The organism is Rhizobium sp. 01T417 (assembly GCF_056398905.1).
On record NZ_JBFTQH010000066.1, the window covers coordinates 1 to 16,646 of the forward strand.

Genomic DNA, 16,646 nt, shown 5'->3' on the forward strand with positions numbered 1-16,646 from the left:
TGAAGGCCGTCTTCGAACGACTGAAAGCGAAAGGAAAGCCCGGAAAGGTCGCTCTCGTCGCGGTCATGCGAAGGATGATCATAATCCTCAATGCCAAAATGAGAGACTATCGAGCAACGGTGATTGACGCCTAACACCGTTGCTTTTTTGTTAATGTCACCGCATCAATACTGACCGCGGCGGCAATTTTGGAATCGACAAGGCCAATGGCGTGATGTACGAATGATTAAACGATTAATCTACAGGAAACCATGCCTCCCACGCGACCTGGACCGAATCTGAGCAGGATTGCAACGTCGCTTGGCGTCTCCGTCGCGACAGTCTCCAATGCGCTCTCGGGCAAGGGTCGTGTTTCCGAACAACTGGCTGAGAAAATCAAGGAACATGCGGCCGAACTCGGCTATGTCCCTAGCCAGGCAGGGCGTGCATTGCGTACCGGCCGCAGCGGCGTCCTTGGCCTGGTTCTACCTGATATCGCCAACCCGCTTTTCCCCAAGCTTGCGCAGGCCATCGAATTCGCGGCCAGCGCGGCGGGCTACGGCGTGCTGATCGCCGACTCCCGAGGCGACGTTGCAACGCAGACCGAGGCAATCAACCGACTGATCGAGCGTGGCGTCGAGGGCATGGTGATAGTACCGCGCCGGGCCACTCGAATTTCCGCCGCGGCCTGTCCCGTCGCGGTCATTGATACAGCGTCCACGCCGGGCAACACCGTTGCCGCCGATCACATGCAAGGCGGCTGGGCGATCGCCAATCATCTAGCCGAGCTTGGGCACCGACGTGTCCTTATCATCGGCAACAATCCCGTCTCAAACGTCCAGAACGATCGCGTGGGAGGAATCCGTTCAGGTCTCCGTCCCGGGATGAGTTCGGCAACCCTCTGGATCGAGACGCTGGAACGGCAAAACGGCGGCGGCTGCAGCCTCGGCCTCGCTGAGAAAGTGCGTGAGGGCTACACGGCATTCGCCGCACTGTCAGACCTGCAGGCGCTGCGAGCCCTCACAGAGTTGCAGCGTGACGGCATCGATGTGCCCAGCATGGCGAGCGTTACCGGTTTCGACGATCTCATCTGGTCGCCGGTCATCACGCCATCCCTGACGACGGTGGCGATGGACATGCACACGATCGCGGAGATCGCGATTTCATCGCTACTGCAGACCATACAGACGCGAGGCAGCCGCGAGGGCGTACTTGTCACGTCCGAGGCCGACCGAGTTCCAATGCAACTGATCGTTCGCCAGTCCTCCGGGCCGGCGGACCCAACACGAATATCCTGACAGACGGAGAACAGCTGACATGAAGAATGCCCTCATCGCTTCGGCCGCGCTATTGGCGCTGTGGCCCCTCGCCGCAAAGGCAGAGGAGAAGACGCTGACGATTTCCGTCTATGCCTTCGCTCAGGATGACTTCAAGGCCATCGTCTACGACCCCTTCGAGGCGAAGTGCGGCTGCAAGCTCGTGGTCGAGACCGGCAACAGCGTCGAGCGACTTGCCAAGATGGAGGCCAACAAGGCGAGCCCCGTCATCGACATGGCTGTCGTCTCCATGGCCGATGCCCTTTCAGCCTCGCGCAAGGACCTGATCGACAAGATTGATACTTCGAAGCTCTCCAATTTCGGGAAGCTCTACGACCTCGCCAAGGATCCGAATGGCGACGGCATGAGCGTCGGCTATACCTTCTATGCCACGTCGATCGCCTACCGCTCCGACAAGATGAAGATCGAGTCCTGGGCAGACTTGCTGAAGCCTGAATATGTTGGTCATGTCGCCTTCCCGAACGTCACCACCAACCAGGGCCCTCCGGCGCTCTTCATGCTCGGCCAGGCGCTCGGCAGCGACCACCCGGACCTGAAGGCGCCGATCGAGGCGCTCGGCGAGAAGAAGGACGAGATCGTCACTTTCTATGAGAAGTCCTCGCAGCTCGTGCAGCTGATGCAGCAGGAGGAAATCTGGGCCGCCCCGATCGGCCGTTTTTCCTGGGCAGGCTTCACCAAGCTCGACGTTCCCGTCGCATGGGCAACGCCCAAGGAAGGCCAGACTGGCGGCATGAACGTGATGGTCGTCACCAAGGGCTCGCAGAACCGTGATCTCGCCCTGCAGTTCATGGACTTCTGGCTCTCCACCGAAATCCAGACGAAGCTTGCTGAAAAGCTCGTCGACAGCCCGGCGAACAAGGAGGTCAAGCTCTCCGAAGAAGCCGCCAACAACCTGACCTACGGCGAAGAAACCGCCAAGAGCCTGAAGCTCATCCCGTCAGCAGCCGCGCTCGACAACCGCGCCGCCTGGCTGAAGGAATGGAACGAAAAGGTCGGTCAGTAATTTCCAAGCTGGCTCCCAGGCTTGCGGGAGCCGGCCCTTCCATCCGTCGAAAGTCGCTTCATGTTTCAGAACCGCGCAGAAGCCCTGGCGCTTGCCCTGCCCGCAGCAGTCTTTGCCGCGCTGGTCTTCCTGCTGCCCGTTGTCGTCCTCCTCTCCGAAGGCTTCCGCATCGACGGCAGCTGGACGCTCAGCGCCTATACCGGCTTCTTTTCCGAGTCGCTGAACCGTACTGTCTTTTTGCGGACCTTCCGCTTAGGGCTTGAGGTGACAGCGGTTTCGGCTGTCATCGGCTATGCCGCCGCCTTCGCAATCGTCAACCTGCCGCCGAAGGGCAAGGGCCGGGTGATCGGCCTCGTCACCTTGCCGCTGATGATCTCGCCGGTTGCCCGCACCTACGCCTGGATCGTCATCCTCGGCCGCACCGGCATCGTCAACCAGGCCATCCAGGGCCTCGGCCTCAGCGACGGCCCGCTGCGCCTGCTCTTCACCGAAACCGCGGTCTTCATCGGTCTGCTGCAGCTCTTCCTGCCGCTGATGATTCTGTCGCTGATCAGCGCCCTCGAGAACATGCCGAAGGACGCCATTCCCGCCGCCCGCGTGCTCGGTGCCAACTGGTTCCAGGTGTTCTGGAAGGTGATCCTGCCGGTCACCCGCGAAGGCCTCGTCGTCGGCGGCACGCTCGTCTTCACTGGATCGCTTACCGCCTACATTACGCCTGCCGTGCTTGGCGGCTCGAAGGTGCTGATGCTGGAAACGCTGCTCTATCAGCAGGTGTCGGTGGCCAACAACTTCGTCTCGGCAAGCGTCATCGCCTTCATGCTGATCGTCATGAGCTTTGCCGCCAACATCCTGCTCAAGCGCCTTGCCACGGCGAGGAACAAGCGATGACCGCCCGTATTCTCTCTCCGCTGGTTCTCGGCCTTTTGCTGATCTTCCTGATCGGCCCGTTCCTGATCATCATCGCCGCATCGCTCTCGGCTGGCGACACACTCGCCTTCCCGCCGCAGGGTCTTTCCCTGAAATGGGTCGCCAAGGTCTTCACCATCGACAGCTTCCGCGAGAGCTTCGCCATGTCGATGTTCCTTGCCGTCTTCGGCACGCTGACAGCGCTCGTGCTCGGCATTCCCGCCGCCTACGCACTGTCGCGCTACAAGTTGCCCTTCGGCGAAACGGTGCGCACCATCGTCTCGCTGCCGATCATCGTACCCGGCATCATCGTCGGTCTGGCCCTGCTGCGCTATCTCGTCGTGCCCTTCGGCTTCAACATCACGCTGGCCCTGTTCATGGCGCACACGGCGCTCGTGCTGCCCTACGCCGTGCGCGTCGTGTCAGCCAGCCTCAACAACCTGCGCTCGGATATGGAAGAAGCTGCCGTCCTGCTCGGTTCCTCACGCGTTGGCGCCTTCTTCCGCGTCGTCATGCCAAATATCCGCGGCGGCATCCTGGCGGCCTTCATCCTTGGCTTCGTGACGAGCTTCAATCAGGTTCCGGTCTCGCTCTTCCTCTCCGGTCCGGGCGTCCGCACCCTGCCGATCGACATGCTGGGCTACATGGAGACCACGTACGATCCGTCGATCGCGGCTCTCTCCTCGCTGCTTGCCTTCCTTTCCATCGGCATCGTCTTCCTTGCCGAACGCTTCCTGGGATTCTCTCGTTATGTCTGACGCCTATCTCAAACTCGACAAGCTGACGCTTGCCTACGGCGATACGGTCGCGGTGAAGGATCTGGATCTTACGATCAGGAAAGGTGAACTCGTCGCCCTCCTCGGCCCCTCCGGCTGCGGCAAGACCACGACGATGCGCTCCATCGCCGGCCTGCTGAACCCGAGTTCCGGCCGCATCACCCTCGACGGGTCGGACATCACCCGCGTTTCCGCCAACAAGCGCAATGTCGGGCTCGTCTTCCAGTCCTACGCCCTCTTCCCGCATCTGACGGTCTACGAGAACGTCGCCTTCGGCTTGCGCCTGAAGGGCATCGGCGGCAAGGATCTCGATGGCAAGGTCAGCGCCGGCATCAAATCAGTCGGCCTTGCCAAGTTTGCCGATCGCAAACCCGCCGAACTCTCCGGCGGCCAGCAGCAGCGTGTGGCCCTTGCCCGTTCCATGGTCATGGAGCCGAAAGTTCTCTTGCTCGATGAGCCCCTTTCCAATCTCGACGCCCGCCTGCGCCTCGAAATGCGCGCCGAGCTGCAGCGCGTCCAGAAGGAAACCGGCGTCACGATGATCTTCGTCACCCACGATCAGATCGAGGCGCTCGCTCTCGCCGACCGGATCGTGGTGATGCTGAACGGCGGCATCGAGCAGGTCGGTACACCGGAGGAAATCTACAATAAGCCCGTCTCGGCCTTCGTCGCCGATTTCGTGGGCTTCGAAAACGTCTTTGCGCTGGAAAACGGCAAGCTCGCGACATCCACCACATCGGTCGAGCTTTCCGGTCCAGCGCCACAGGCCGCAAAGGGCCTGGCCTGGCGTCCGCGCATGGTGAACCTTGGTTCAGGTCCTTACCAGGGCACCGTGCGCGGCACCTCGTTTGCCGGCAACACCCGCGAATATCTGCTCGACACGCCGCTTGGCCCCATCAAGGCCGAGGTCGATGCCGAACTGCCGACGCATGCGATCGGCTCGACACTTCCATTCGACCTGCCGCTTGCCGCAGCAGCGCCGCTCTCACGCTACAGGTAACATCATGGGCGTCTGGATCGACACCGACATGGGCTTTGACGATATCGCCGCGATCCTCGTGGTGACACACGCGAAGCTCGACATCGCAGGCGTCTCGCTTGTCTTCGGCAACACGCCGCTGGCGCAGGTGCGCGTCAACGCATCAGGTGCTGCCAAGGCCTTCGGCTGGACTTTCCCGATCCACACCGGCCGTGCCATGCCAGTTCTCGGCTCGCTCGAAACCGCCCAGGCGATCCTCGGCGAAACAGGTATTCCGACATCGGGCCAAGGTCTGCCCGCCGCGCCGGCCTTGCCGGAAGGCGATGCATTCGCTGCGCTCTGCCGCTGGCTAGAGACCAATGGCCCGCACCGGATCCTGGCTCTCGGCCCGTTGACCAATCTCGCCGCCCTCGCACTGGCATGCCCGGACCTCGCAGCCCGTATCACCGAACTCACCTGGATGGGTGGCGGCGTCACCGCAGGAAATCACACGGCATCGGCCGAGTTCAACGCGCTGGCCGACCCGGAAGCCCTCGCCATCGTTCTCGCCCATAATCTGCCGCTGCGCATGGTCGATCTCGATCTTTGCCGCAAGGTTATCGCGACTCCTGACGACGTCGGCCCGGTGCGAGACGCCGGTGGCGCCAACGCGCCCCTTATCGCCGATATGCTCGACGGCTACATCGGCATCGGAACCAGCCGCGGCAGACCGGGAATGGCGATCTACGACCCATCAGCCGCAGTCGCCTTCGTCGCACCCGACATCGTTACTTTCCGCCCGGCGCGCATCGACGCCGAATTGCAGGGTCAACATTCGCGTGGCCGCACCGTGGTGGAGACCCGGGCGACGCATGCAACTTTCAACGCCAAATACGCCGTCGATATCGACACTGAAAAGGCCCGCGCCCTGATCCTCGGCGCACTGATCGATGAGGCCGGCCGATGAGCACCGCCGAAACGAAGGATCTCAACGATCCCGCACTTCGCGCCCGTGCCGTCGCCGCCGCGCGCGGTGGTGCGCCTTTCGACCTGCTGATCTCGGGCGGACGCCTGCTCGATGTCGTCACCGGCCTGACCCGCGACGCCGACATCGGCGTCGTTGGACCGCTCATCGCAAGCGTCCACGCACCGGGCAGCCGCACCGACGCTGCCAAGACCGTCGACGCAACAGGCAGCATCGTTTCGCCAGGCCTCATCGATACGCACATGCATATCGAAAGCTCGATGGTGACGCCCGCCGCCTATGCGGCAGCCGTCGTTCCGCGCGGCGTGACGACTGTCGTCTGGGATCCGCACGAATTTGGCAACGTGCATGGCCTGGACGGCGTGCGCTGGGCAATCGAAGCGTCCCGGTGCCTGCCCCTCCGTACCATTGTTCTCGCGCCTTCCTGCGTTCCTTCCGCTCCGGGGCTTGAAGTCGCCGGCGCCGATTTCGACGCATCGGTCATCGCCGAAATGCTGCGGTGGCCTGGCATCGGCGGTGTAGCCGAGGTCATGAATATGCGCGGCGTGATCGACGGCGATCCCCGCATGACTGATATTGTGAATGCCGGCCTCGCTTCGGAAAAACTCATTTGCGGCCATGCGCGCGGACTTGAATGCGCTGACCTGAACGCCTTCATGGCTGCCGGTGTCAGCTCCGATCACGAATTGACCTCGAGCGCGGACCTGCTGCAGAAGCTGGCCGCCGGACTGACCATCGAGCTTCGCGGCTCGCATGACTATCTGCTGCAGGAGTTCGTAACCGCGCTCAACGGAATCGGCCATCTGCCATCGACGGTCACGCTCTGCACGGACGACGTCTTCCCCGACGAACTGAAGGACGGCGGAGGTCTTGACGATGTCATCCGACGGCTCGTCCGCTATGGCATGAAACCGGAATGGGCGCTGCGGGCCGCCACCTTCAATGCAGCGCAGCGATTGAAGCGTTCGGATCTTGGCTTGATTGCCGCCGGCAGACGCGCCGATATCGTGCTCTTCGAAGACCTCGTTGGTTTCGCCACGAAAGCCGTCATCGCCAATGGCGCAATCGTCTCGACATCGGGCGAAATGAACGCCCAGTTGCGCTCGTTCGATACCGTCGCGCTACAAAATTCGATCAAGCTGACCGCCCTGGCGGAAGATGACTTCAGGGTTCCCGCCACCGGCAAGCGCGTTCGTGTCGCCACGATTGACCGCCCCCGTTTCACACAGTGGGGCGAGGCGGAAACCGGCGTCGACGGCGGCTTCATCGTGCCGCCGGTCGGGAGCACCATGATCGCGGTCGCGCATCGGCACGGCAAGGTCGACGGTCGGCCGCGCGTCGGCTTCCTGACAGGTTGGGGAGAATGGCGCGGAGCCTTCTGCACGACGGTGTCCCACGACAGCCACAACCTCACGGTCTTCGGCGGCAATGCACGCGACATGGCGGTCGCCGCCAACGCGGTGATATCAGCGGGCGGCGGCATGGCTGTCGCCAGAGATGGCCAGATTGAAGCGCTTCTACCCTTGCCGGTGTCCGGCTTGGTCACCAACGCGCCATTGGAAGAAACGGCCGCGTCCTTCCGGGCGATCCGAAAGGCGATGGAAAAGATCGTCGACTGGAAGCCGCCCTATCTCGTCTTCAAGGCCTGCTTCGGCGCAACGCTTGCCTGCAACGTCGGCCCGCATCAGACCGATCGGGGGATCGCCGACGTCCTTACAGGCCAAGTGCTCGAAAGCCCAGTGATCGAGACCCCCGAGCACGAGGAGTAGCAGCAGCTGGGCTTGTGCCCCAGCTGCGGTCGGCTAAGTCATCGAGGTCCGCGAACCACCGATTAAAGTGCGGCCTTCAGCTCGCGCTCGACCAGCGTTGTCCAAAAGGCCGCGCCGTAGCCAATCGCATGATCATTGAAGTCATAAGCGGTGTTGTGATGCAGGGCGCCATCGACGGCAGGACCGTTCCCGAGCCAGACGTAACATCCCGGCGCATTCTGGCCGAAGAACGCGAAATCATCGCCTGCCGTCGAGGGCGGGAAACTCGTGCGCACCTTCCCCTCGAAGACCGCCTTAGCGGCGCCGAGCGCACGCGCGGTCGCGTCGCTGTCGTTGACCACGGGCGGAATACGTCGTTCGAACTGGTAGTCGACCGCAATGCCGAACATCGCCGCCGTGCCATTCGCAAGCCGGCCGATCTCTTCCTCGAGTTGATCGCGAACTTCAGGCGAATAGGCCCGGGCGGTGCCGCCGATCTCGACGATATCGGGTATGACGTTCAACGCCTTGGGGTCGCCGGCCTGCAGCGAGCAGGCGCTAATGACGGCCGGCTGCAGCGGATCGACGACGCGCCCGACAATCGTCTGCAATGAGGTCAGGAAGGTGCCGGCAGCGGTGATCGGATCCTTGCCGAGATGCGGCTTGGCGCCGTGCGTCCCGGTGCCCCGTAAGGTCACGCGCCAACTGTCTGACGATGCCAATTGAGGGCCTTCGACTACAGCGATCTCATCGACGGCAAGGCCCGGCATATTGTGAAGCCCGTAGACGGCATCGCAGGGGAACAGTTCGAACAGACCCTCCTCGACCATCCTGCGCGCGCCGCCCCTCCCCTCCTCGGCCGGCTGGAAGATGAAATGCACGGTTCCGGAGAAGTCACGCGTTGCCGCCAGATATCGTGCCGCGCCGAGCAGCATTGTTGTGTGCCCGTCATGTCCGCAGGCATGCATCTTGCCACTAAATTTTGACTTATACGGACGATCCGCCATCTCCGGCATCGCAAGCGCATCCATATCCGCCCGCAACCCGATTGTCCGCGTGCCATTGCCGACCGGCAGTGTACCGACAACGCCGGTGCCGCCGAGGCCGCGATGCACCTTGATGCCTGCGTCTTCGAGCAACTGCGCGACGATGTCGCTCGTGCGCTCCTCCTCGAAGCCAAGCTCTGGATGGGCATGCAGGTCGCGACGCAGTCCAGTCAGGAAGGGCAGATCGGTCTCGATCCGGGCGGGAATGGGCATGGGCCTTGGATGTCCTGTAAATACAAGCGGGCGCCAGAACAGCGCCCGTCACAGTCCATCCGTTATTTAACAATTGCCCTAGGAATTCAACCTTCTCAACCGGCTCAAACGACGGTCTCCCCGCCGTCGACCACGAGGATCTGCCCAGTCATGTAAGAGGAGCGGTCCGACACGAGGAAGAGGATCGGCTCGGCGATCTCCGACACGTCGGCCCAGCGTCCAAGTGGCACCTTCTCAGCGATATAGGCTTCGATCGCCTCACGCCCGCCCATCTGGGCAATGAAGGGTTCGTTGAAGGGCGTATCCACCCAGCCGGGGCAAAGCGCATTCACGCGGATGCCGAACCTGGCATAGTCGCCCGCCATCTGCCGCGTCATGGCGATGACGGCGTGCTTTGTCGTCGTATAGGCGATCATCTCGCGATCGTAGAGCACGCCCGATGAGGATGAGGTGTTGAGAATGACGCCTTTGCCCGTCTTCTTCATGACAGGCATGACGAAGCGCGCGGCCATGAAATGTGCGCGGACATTCAAGCTCCAGGACTTGTCAAAACCGTCGATCGCGACCTGCTCCAGATCGCCGGCGACCTGCGCACCGGCATGGTTGTGAAGGATGTCGATGCGGCCATGATGTTCGGCAATCGCGGCAATGCCTGCTTCCAGCGCCTTGTCGTCGGTGACATCAAGCACCATGCTTTCGGCGCTGCCGCCACACCTACGGATCCGGCTGACGGTCTCCTCGGCATTCATGAAGTCGATGTCGGCGACGACGACATGGGCGCCCTGTTTCGCCATGACGAGCGCGCCGGCCTGACCGATGCCGGACCCGGCACCGGTGACGATTGCAACACGGTTCTTGAGGATCATGGTGTTTCCCAATTAGGTTGTTGTTGTCCTTTCGCGCATAAGGAAACGCGCGATGAGAATGAGGGCAAGCGATGCGATGAGCACCATCGTGGCGATTGCGTTGATCTCGGGCGTCACGCCGCGACGGATCGAGGCAAAGACGTAGATCGGCAGCGTCGTGTTCGACCCGGCGACGAAGAACGCGATGATGAAGTCATCGAAGGAGAAGGTGAAAGCGAGCAGGAAACCGGCCAGGATCGACGGCAGGATCTGCGGCAGCACGATCTGGCGAAAGGTCGTCAGCGGCGTCGCGTAGAGATCACTCGACGCTTCGACGATATCGCGCCCGAGGCTGGCGATGCGCGCCTTCACGATCATCGTCACCAGGGCCATGGTAAAAAGCCCGTGTGCGGCGATGATCGAACCGTAGCCGAGCGTCAGCTTTGGCGGTTGATTGCCGGGCCAAATCGCTGCCAATGCCGGATTGATGAAACCGAAGACTTCAACCAGGGCAACCAGCGTCGCGATGCCGATCACAACCCCCGGAACGACGATAGCTGCGGCAAACAGGCCATCGAACACGGCCCGTGTCTTGGCGCCAAGCCGCTCCATGCCGAGCGCGGCCATGGTGCCGAAGATCGCCGCTAGTGCAGCGCTGGTCAGGGCTATGATGAGGCTGTTTTGCAGAGCCTCCATGAGGAAGGTGTTCGAGAGCGCCTTACCGTACCATTGCGTGGAAAAGCCCGTGAAATCGGAAGCGTTGCGGCCCGCATTGAACGAGAACAACACCACCAGCGCGATCGGTGTGTAGAGAAACAGATAGACAGCCGTAACAAGCCCACGCATCAGACAAGAACCACCTGGCGGGTACCCGCAACGCGCCAGGCGATGCGCATGGCGACGAGAAGCACGATGACGACGACGACAACGAGGGTGACGGCGATCGCGGAGCCGAACGGCCAGTTGCGCGACTGCAGGAAGAGGTCGACCAGCGCGTTCCCGATAAAGAACACCTTGCCGCCGCCCAGCAGCTGCGGGATCAGGTACTCACCGAGCAACAGGATGGTGACCAGCGCCACGCCGGTCATCACGCCCGGCAACGACAGCGGCAGCGTTATGCCGAAGAAAGTCGACAGCGGTCTTGCTCCGAGGTCCGCTGAAGCTTCCAGCAACCGGCGGTCCAGCTTTTCCAGGCTGACGTAGATCGGCATGATCATCAGCGGCAGGTAGCCATAGACGATGCCGAGAAGGACAGCCCCCGGCGTGTTCAGAAGCCGTACATTCTCGATGCCGACAAATTCCAGGAGATGCGGGATGCCCCGCGCGCCGAGGATATACATCCACGCATAGGTGCGAACGAGAAGACTGGTCCAGAAAGGCACTACGACGAGTGACACCAGCAACAACCGATACTGCGGGCTTACCTTCACCGCCAGGTAGTAGGCGACCGGATAGGCCACCAACAGGCAGACGAAGGACCCAATCGGCGCAAGCACCAGCGTGTTCTTGAAGGCGGCCGCACGGGATCCGAGATTGGCAAATTGGGCAAACGTAAATGCCGCTTGGTAACCGCCTTCCGGCGCCCGCTCGCCGAAGGAGAACACAACGATGGCAATGAACGGCAGGACCAAAAAGACGAACAGCCACGCGCTCGCCGGCGCAACGAGGGCCGCGGTGATCAGGCGTTTTCTGGTGTCCGGTGACAGAGCCATTCTGGAGGTTCGCTGGTTGGTGACCACGAGGAGGCTTGCCTCCTCCCGAAACCGGGAAGAGGCATTGCATGACGGCAGGCTGGTCACGCCGACTTGAACCGCGCCATCAACTCGGCGCGACCCGGATCCGTCAGGGTTATAGCGGCGCCGAACTCCAGAGGCGTCAGCGATGCTTCATCCGGATAGACGATCTTGTTTGAGGTGATCTCCTTCGGCAGCAACGAAATGACGCGGCTATCGGTGGTCGGCGCGCCGTTGGCGATATGCTCCTTCACCGCGTTCGCGGGATCCATCAGGTAGTTGAGAAGAGCATAGCCTGCCGCCTTGTTCGGAGCGTCCTTCGGGATCGCATAGTAGTCGGTCCAGATTTCACCACCGTCCGTTCCGAGGATGTAGGCAAGCTCAGGCATGTCGCGATTAAGCTGCGCACCGTCGTTCGTCCAGCACATCGTCATCCAGGCGTCCGTGGCGCGCATGGCCGGCTGATAGTCGGAGTTGATGGCGAAGAGATGCGGTTTCACCTTGATCAGCAGCTCCTCGGCCTTCGCAAGCTCCTCCGGCTTGATCGAGTTGAAACCATAGCCCAGCGACACCAGCGCGCTGCCGATCGTCGTCAGCTGGTAGTCATGCACCATGGCGCGGCCATCAGCTTCTGTCTGCGCGACCTCGAAGAAATCCTTCCAGCTCGTGGGCTTCGCCTTGATCTTGGAGGTGTTGACCGAGAATCCGGTCGTGCCCCAGTTCTTCGGTAGAGCGTAGGTCTTGCCGTCGATCTGGCCTTCCTTGGTAAAACGCGGGCTCTCCGTCGACTGGCTGAAATTGACAATCTTCGAGAGGTCGAGTTCGTCAATCAGGCCGAGCTTGTGGTAGGTGGAAATCGTGTAGTTGGTCGGCACGAAAAGCGACCAGCCGGAAGCGCCCGCCTGCAGCTTCGCCAGCATTTCCTCGTTCGAACCGAACACGTTGACTTCGACGGCCACGCCGGTTGCCGCCTTGAAGTTCTCGAATGTCGCCGGATCATGGTAGTTCGGCCAGGTCGCGATCGACATCTGCGTGCCGAGGTCTTCGCCGGCATAGGCTGGCGTCGACAAGGCACCTGGGAAGCGCGACATCACGGCGGTCGCAAGACCGAGGCCGGTGATGCCGAGGAAGTGGCGGCGGCTGACAGAGCCACGCTTGAGCCGCATGAACTCGTCCATGAAGCCGTTGGCTGAAATGGGAAGGTTATCCTTATAGTCTTTGCTCATGATGCTGTTCCCTTGTTTTGATTTTAGGCTGCACTTGATGCTGAGAAGACATGGGCCGCGCCGGGATCAAAGCCGAGGTAGACGGCCTCGCCGGGCTCGACCAGATCGCTTTCGTTCATGCTGCGGCGGTCGGCGGTCACCAGAAAGTCACCGAGCCCCGGCACCGTGACGGCATATTCCGCCGATGACCCCAGGAAGATGCGGTGGGTCACCGTGCCTTTGAAGCTTGCGATATCGGGCGCCTGCATGCGTGTCAGGCGGATCGATTCCGGCCGGATCGCGACGATTGCCTCGCCCGTTGAAACACCCGCCCGGATCCCCGCGGCGATTGCGGAACCGTCCGCAAGACGCAGCGTCGCGCCATCCGCCTCCATCGTCGCCTTCACCCGGTTGGTCTTGCCAACGAAATCGGCTACGAACAAATCGGCCGGGCGGTCATAGACCTCCTGCGGCGAGCCCAGCTGGCGAATCCGCCCCGCGCTCATCACGCAGACGATATCCGCCATAGAGAGCGCTTCTTCCTGATCATGGGTGACCAGAACAAAGGTGATGCCAAGTTCGCGTTGCAATGTCTGCAATTCGATCTGCATGGCGGAGCGTAGCTTCTTGTCGAGCGCAGCCAGCGGTTCGTCCAGGAGCAGCACCGACGGACGGTTGACGATCGCGCGAGCGAGCGCCACGCGCTGCTGCTGTCCACCAGACATTTCGTGGATGCGGCGCTTGGCGAAGCCGCCGAGCCGAACCATTTCAAGCGCCTCAGTGACACGCCGGTCGATTTCGGCCGCCGCAAACTTGGGCCGCACCTGCTTCAGACCATAAGCAACGTTCTGCCGGACGTCGAAATGCGGAAACAACGCATAATGCTGAAAGACCATGTTCACCGGGCGCCGATAGGCCGGCACACCGTTCATCTCGCGCCCGTCGATCAGCACAGTACCTTGGCTTGGCTGCTCGAAACCGCCGATCATGCGCAGGCAAGTGGTCTTGCCGCAGCCCGACGGGCCGAGCAACGCGAGGAATGCACCCTTCGGCACATTGAGGTTGATGTCCGTTACGGCGATCACCGGGCCATAATTCTTGGTGACCGAACGGAATTCGATATCGTTCGTCGAAGCAGATGCCACGTCTGTTCCCTGCGGTTGGTCTGGATTGGGCAGTCTAGCGCTGCCTTTTGCCACCGTCGTTGTGGAAAGACTAAGCGCGCCCTTCCCTCACGGTATATACCCCGAGAGGGGTATTCTAGCCGCAAAGCCTTCATGGAAGGTATATACACGGGGAGCGGATTTCCGCGCGGGGCGATCAGGAGGTTCCGGGAAATGAGCACTGACCTGGAGGCGCTATTTCGGGCCTTCAATGCCACCATTGGCCGGCAGGCGATGGGCGATGCAGAATTCGGCGAGACCTTCCGGGAGATGATGGCGGCGCTCGTAAGCTTCGACTACGTCGTTGTCTTCGCCTATCGCGGCAAGGAGCGGCCGATCGATCTCTACAGCACCTTCGACCCGAAGGAGCACATCATTTTCGTGACCCTCTACCAGGCTGGCCCCTACCTCCTCGACCCGTTCTACCACACGGCCCATGAACGTCGCGCCGGCGTGTTTCGCATGCGGGAACTGGCGCCAGACCGGTTCTTCTCCAGCGAGTACTACCGGACTTATTACGTCCAGACAGGCCTTGCAGAGGAGATCGGTTTCTTCGTCACGGCCGATGACGATATCACGATCGTTCTTTCGCTTATGCGCAAGGAAAAGACCGGGCCCTTCCCGCCTGCGGAATTTGCCTTGCTGAAGAAAGCCGAACCATTGATCGCAAACATGGTTCGGCACTACTGGGCCGGGCTCGGAACTCGCTTTGATGCGCAACAGCATTCGAGACCCCGCGGCAACCGCAAACGCAACGCCAGTGAAAGCGCCCTGCAGCCCGCCGAAGCGGTGTGGCGTGATCTCAATCTCACCAGCCGCGAGACCGCGATCGTCGATCTTGTCCTTCAGGGGCACTCCTCCGAGTCGATCGGCCTGAAGCTCAACATCTCGACAGGGACCGTGAAGGTTCATCGGCGCAACGTCTACCGCAAGCTCGGCATATCGTCGCAAACACAGCTCCTCTCGCTGTACCTCAAGAATCTGTCGTGACGCACGCTTGACAGTCTCGAAGCCTGGATGCCCTATTGCGGCAACGCGAAAGGGCCAGCGATGAGCGACGATCAAACCCCGACCGACAGCAAGCTCACGAGATCGAAGCGCCGCTGGGCCGAGGAAGGAAAATTCCTCACCGGCCGCATCAGTCGCCCGGAAACCGAGCGCCTGCCGCCGGGTCAGCACCTCGTCAAGGATTGGCCGATCCTTGATCTCGGCCAGCACCCGATCATCGCGCCCGACACATGGAGCCTGGAAGTCCGTGGACTGGTCGAAACCCCGCTTGATCTTACCTGGACCGCCTTCCAGGCGCTCGAGCAGAGCACTAAGGTCACCGACATTCATTGCGTGACGACGTGGTCACGCTACGACAACAAGTGGAAGGGTGTTTCGACGCGCGACCTGCTCGATCAGGCAATGCCGAATCCGGAAGCTCACTACGTCATGCTGACAAGCTATGATGGCTATACGACAAACTTGCCGCTCTCCGACTTCGCCGCAGAAGATGCCATCCTCGCAACCTCCTGGGAAGGTGTGCCGCTGACGCGCGATCACGGCGGCCCCATGCGGCTCGTCGTTCCGCATCTCTATTTCTGGAAGAGCGCCAAGTGGCTGCGCCGTATCGAGCTGCTGCCGGCCGATGCATCAGGCTTCTGGGAAAAAAACGGCTATCACATGTACGGCGACCCCTGGCGCGAACAACGCTACTCGGATGATTGAAACCGGACGCCGCGGGCGCCTCCAGCCTGAACCCGCTTAACGTGCAGAACGCACACCGAGAAATTCGCTTCAAAATAGATGCAGCGAGCGATATATTTTTCATATTAATGCCTTACGACGATTCAGCCGTGGTCGGCTGTTGAAAGCTGTACCCATTTTGGGTTGTCGTAGTGCAACGATTCCAGATATCGCGCATGGATTGATGAACAAGGACACTTCATTTCATACTGTCACGCAGAAACTGCTGGACGCATGGTTGCATACCACGCCGCAACTGCCGGCCGCTCCAGAGGACATCTATCGCGACGTCCTCGAGCTCCTGACGATCCGGATGAGGATGACGCTCGTCGTTCTCAACGGTGACGATCCGTTGCAATGGCATCTGAGGGTCGTGCGCTCTTCTACCGTCAGTTCGCGTATCCTGAACATCAACAAGCTCTTTGCCGATCAGCGCATCGGCGAATTCAAGGATCGGGGCTACATGGAGACGGCCGTCATCCCGCGTTATCGCGAGGTGATTGCCACGCAGAAGCCGTCGATGGAACTGGTCAAGACACGGGTGCTTGGCGTCAACATCGGATACGAACGGCTGATCCTTCCGCAAAAGACAACGGCGCAACATCCAGCCTGGCTTCTGGCGGTCTCGAACGGCCGCTTCATGTTCAACCCGCCGCAGCAGCGAGCACGCATGGATGCGACCGATGAAGCCGTGATGCAGCTCCTGACGGAAGGCGCGACGGCCAAGGAGATCGCCGCTGACCTCGGCATTTCACACCGCACGGTCGAGCACCGCCTGGAGCGCATGAAGGAGCGCTACGGAGCGAAGAACACTGTCCATCTCGCGGCCATGCTGATTGCGACGCACCTCGACCGCGATATCGAGAAGAGCTAGGTGTGTGGTCCCGGAATGAGATGGTGCGGATTGATTTTGAAGATTGACGGGTCCCTTGTCCAGGCGTTGCAGATTGCTTGATAGGGCGTTCGCCATCGGAGCGCCTTGAGGTGTTTGGCGAAGTTGTAAGCAGTGACGAAGGCC

16 protein-coding genes and 2 pseudogenes are annotated in these 16,646 nt (G+C 61.3%); 11 read left to right on the forward strand and 7 right to left on the reverse strand.

Going from position 1 to position 16,646, the window contains the following annotated elements:
• The 8 genes and pseudogenes from AC1DPR_RS30455 to AC1DPR_RS30490 all read left to right on the forward strand — a co-directional run.
• Nucleotides 1–134 (forward strand): annotated as a pseudogene (locus tag AC1DPR_RS30455) (IS110 family transposase); the annotation flags it as partial.
• Between the two features lie 117 nt (nucleotides 135–251).
• Nucleotides 252–1,277: a LacI family DNA-binding transcriptional regulator gene (locus AC1DPR_RS30460; RefSeq protein WP_477817865.1), complete on the forward strand. Its 1,026-nt coding sequence runs from the start codon at nucleotides 252–254 to the stop codon at nucleotides 1,275–1,277.
• A gap of 19 nt (nucleotides 1,278–1,296) precedes the next feature.
• Nucleotides 1,297–2,319 carry an ABC transporter substrate-binding protein gene (locus AC1DPR_RS30465; RefSeq protein WP_477817866.1) on the forward strand — a complete coding sequence of 341 codons (1,023 nt, stop codon included), beginning with the start codon at nucleotides 1,297–1,299 and terminating at the stop codon, nucleotides 2,317–2,319.
• 60 nt (nucleotides 2,320–2,379) lie between these two features.
• On the forward strand, nucleotides 2,380–3,207 hold the full coding sequence (locus tag AC1DPR_RS30470) for an ABC transporter permease (RefSeq protein ID WP_018859250.1): 828 nt from the start codon (nucleotides 2,380–2,382) through the stop codon (nucleotides 3,205–3,207).
• Nucleotides 3,204–3,983, forward strand: a complete 780-nt coding sequence (locus AC1DPR_RS30475; RefSeq protein WP_018859249.1) for an ABC transporter permease — start codon at nucleotides 3,204–3,206, stop codon at nucleotides 3,981–3,983. Before AC1DPR_RS30470 ends, AC1DPR_RS30475 begins: the two co-directional genes overlap by 4 nt.
• A complete protein-coding gene (locus tag AC1DPR_RS30480) occupies nucleotides 3,976–5,001 on the forward strand; it encodes an ABC transporter ATP-binding protein (RefSeq protein ID WP_018859248.1) in 1,026 nt (341 codons plus the stop codon). Before AC1DPR_RS30475 ends, AC1DPR_RS30480 begins: the two co-directional genes overlap by 8 nt.
• A gap of 4 nt (nucleotides 5,002–5,005) precedes the next feature.
• A complete protein-coding gene (locus AC1DPR_RS30485) occupies nucleotides 5,006–5,926 on the forward strand; it encodes a nucleoside hydrolase (RefSeq protein ID WP_018859247.1) in 921 nt (306 codons plus the stop codon).
• The gene (locus tag AC1DPR_RS30490; RefSeq protein ID WP_477817867.1) at nucleotides 5,923–7,713 is read left to right on the forward strand and encodes an adenine deaminase; all 1,791 of its coding nucleotides are present in this window, start codon (nucleotides 5,923–5,925) and stop codon (nucleotides 7,711–7,713) included. Before AC1DPR_RS30485 ends, AC1DPR_RS30490 begins: the two co-directional genes overlap by 4 nt.
• Nucleotides 7,714–7,775: 62 nt before the next feature.
• Here AC1DPR_RS30490 and AC1DPR_RS30495 read toward each other — a convergent pair whose 3' ends face one another.
• The 6 genes from AC1DPR_RS30495 to AC1DPR_RS30520 all read right to left on the reverse strand — a co-directional run bounded on the left by AC1DPR_RS30495 (nucleotide 7,776) and on the right by AC1DPR_RS30520 (nucleotide 13,879).
• Complete coding sequence (locus tag AC1DPR_RS30495) at nucleotides 7,776–8,951, reverse strand: M20 aminoacylase family protein (RefSeq protein WP_113471972.1); 1,176 nt, start codon at nucleotides 8,949–8,951, stop codon at nucleotides 7,776–7,778.
• A gap of 104 nt (nucleotides 8,952–9,055) precedes the next feature.
• Complete coding sequence (locus tag AC1DPR_RS30500) at nucleotides 9,056–9,817, reverse strand: SDR family NAD(P)-dependent oxidoreductase (protein WP_018117122.1); 762 nt, start codon at nucleotides 9,815–9,817, stop codon at nucleotides 9,056–9,058.
• Between the two features lie 12 nt (nucleotides 9,818–9,829).
• Nucleotides 9,830–10,642 (reverse strand): ABC transporter permease, encoded by an 813-nt coding sequence (locus tag AC1DPR_RS30505; RefSeq protein ID WP_018859244.1) that lies wholly within the window; start codon nucleotides 10,640–10,642, stop codon nucleotides 9,830–9,832.
• Complete coding sequence (locus tag AC1DPR_RS30510; protein WP_477817868.1) at nucleotides 10,642–11,508, reverse strand: ABC transporter permease; 867 nt, start codon at nucleotides 11,506–11,508, stop codon at nucleotides 10,642–10,644. Before AC1DPR_RS30510 ends, AC1DPR_RS30505 begins: the two co-directional genes overlap by 1 nt.
• 83 nt (nucleotides 11,509–11,591) lie before the next feature.
• Entirely contained in the window at nucleotides 11,592–12,755 is a 1,164-nt protein-coding gene (locus tag AC1DPR_RS30515) for a polyamine ABC transporter substrate-binding protein (protein ID WP_018859242.1), read from the reverse strand.
• Between the two features lie 23 nt (nucleotides 12,756–12,778).
• Nucleotides 12,779–13,879, reverse strand: a complete 1,101-nt coding sequence (locus AC1DPR_RS30520; RefSeq protein WP_018859241.1) for an ABC transporter ATP-binding protein — start codon at nucleotides 13,877–13,879, stop codon at nucleotides 12,779–12,781.
• A gap of 192 nt (nucleotides 13,880–14,071) precedes the next feature.
• Between AC1DPR_RS30520 and AC1DPR_RS30525 the strand changes: the two genes are divergently transcribed.
• The 3 genes from AC1DPR_RS30525 to AC1DPR_RS30535 all read left to right on the forward strand — a co-directional run bounded on the left by AC1DPR_RS30525 (nucleotide 14,072) and on the right by AC1DPR_RS30535 (nucleotide 16,502).
• Nucleotides 14,072–14,887: a helix-turn-helix domain-containing protein gene (locus AC1DPR_RS30525; protein WP_018859240.1), complete on the forward strand. Its 816-nt coding sequence runs from the start codon at nucleotides 14,072–14,074 to the stop codon at nucleotides 14,885–14,887.
• Between the two features lie 60 nt (nucleotides 14,888–14,947).
• Nucleotides 14,948–15,610 carry a sulfite oxidase-like oxidoreductase gene (locus tag AC1DPR_RS30530; protein ID WP_026372056.1) on the forward strand — a complete coding sequence of 221 codons (663 nt, stop codon included), beginning with the start codon at nucleotides 14,948–14,950 and terminating at the stop codon, nucleotides 15,608–15,610.
• 202 nt (nucleotides 15,611–15,812) lie between these two features.
• A complete protein-coding gene (locus AC1DPR_RS30535; RefSeq protein ID WP_477817869.1) occupies nucleotides 15,813–16,502 on the forward strand; it encodes a response regulator transcription factor in 690 nt (229 codons plus the stop codon).
• On the opposite strand, the pseudogene AC1DPR_RS30540 reads toward AC1DPR_RS30535, so the two are convergent.
• Nucleotides 16,499–16,646, reverse strand: a pseudogene (locus AC1DPR_RS30540) (IS481 family transposase); the annotation flags it as partial. The gene AC1DPR_RS30535 and the pseudogene AC1DPR_RS30540 sit on opposite strands and share 4 nt — an antisense overlap.

Bases quoted from the DNA above. Each gene is read 5' to 3' on its own strand.
- AC1DPR_RS30500 (WP_018117122.1), bottom strand. From the start codon at position 9,817: ATGATCCTCAAGAACCGTGTTGCAATCGTCACCGGTGCCGGGTCCGGC.
- AC1DPR_RS30490 (WP_477817867.1), top strand. From the start codon at position 5,923: ATGAGCACCGCCGAAACGAAGGATCTCAACGATCCCGCACTTCGCGCC.
- AC1DPR_RS30480 (WP_018859248.1), top strand. From the start codon at position 3,976: ATGTCTGACGCCTATCTCAAACTCGACAAGCTGACGCTTGCCTACGGC.
- AC1DPR_RS30530 (WP_026372056.1), top strand. From the start codon at position 14,948: ATGAGCGACGATCAAACCCCGACCGACAGCAAGCTCACGAGATCGAAG.
- AC1DPR_RS30465 (WP_477817866.1), top strand. From the start codon at position 1,297: ATGAAGAATGCCCTCATCGCTTCGGCCGCGCTATTGGCGCTGTGGCCC.
- AC1DPR_RS30470 (WP_018859250.1), top strand. From the start codon at position 2,380: ATGTTTCAGAACCGCGCAGAAGCCCTGGCGCTTGCCCTGCCCGCAGCA.
- AC1DPR_RS30515 (WP_018859242.1), bottom strand. From the start codon at position 12,755: ATGAGCAAAGACTATAAGGATAACCTTCCCATTTCAGCCAACGGCTTC.
- AC1DPR_RS30525 (WP_018859240.1), top strand. From the start codon at position 14,072: ATGAGCACTGACCTGGAGGCGCTATTTCGGGCCTTCAATGCCACCATT.
- AC1DPR_RS30505 (WP_018859244.1), bottom strand. From the start codon at position 10,642: ATGCGTGGGCTTGTTACGGCTGTCTATCTGTTTCTCTACACACCGATC.
- AC1DPR_RS30495 (WP_113471972.1), bottom strand. From the start codon at position 8,951: ATGCCCATTCCCGCCCGGATCGAGACCGATCTGCCCTTCCTGACTGGA.
- AC1DPR_RS30460 (WP_477817865.1), top strand. From the start codon at position 252: ATGCCTCCCACGCGACCTGGACCGAATCTGAGCAGGATTGCAACGTCG.
- AC1DPR_RS30475 (WP_018859249.1), top strand. From the start codon at position 3,204: ATGACCGCCCGTATTCTCTCTCCGCTGGTTCTCGGCCTTTTGCTGATC.
- AC1DPR_RS30485 (WP_018859247.1), top strand. From the start codon at position 5,006: ATGGGCGTCTGGATCGACACCGACATGGGCTTTGACGATATCGCCGCG.
- AC1DPR_RS30535 (WP_477817869.1), top strand. From the start codon at position 15,813: ATGAACAAGGACACTTCATTTCATACTGTCACGCAGAAACTGCTGGAC.
- AC1DPR_RS30510 (WP_477817868.1), bottom strand. From the start codon at position 11,508: ATGGCTCTGTCACCGGACACCAGAAAACGCCTGATCACCGCGGCCCTC.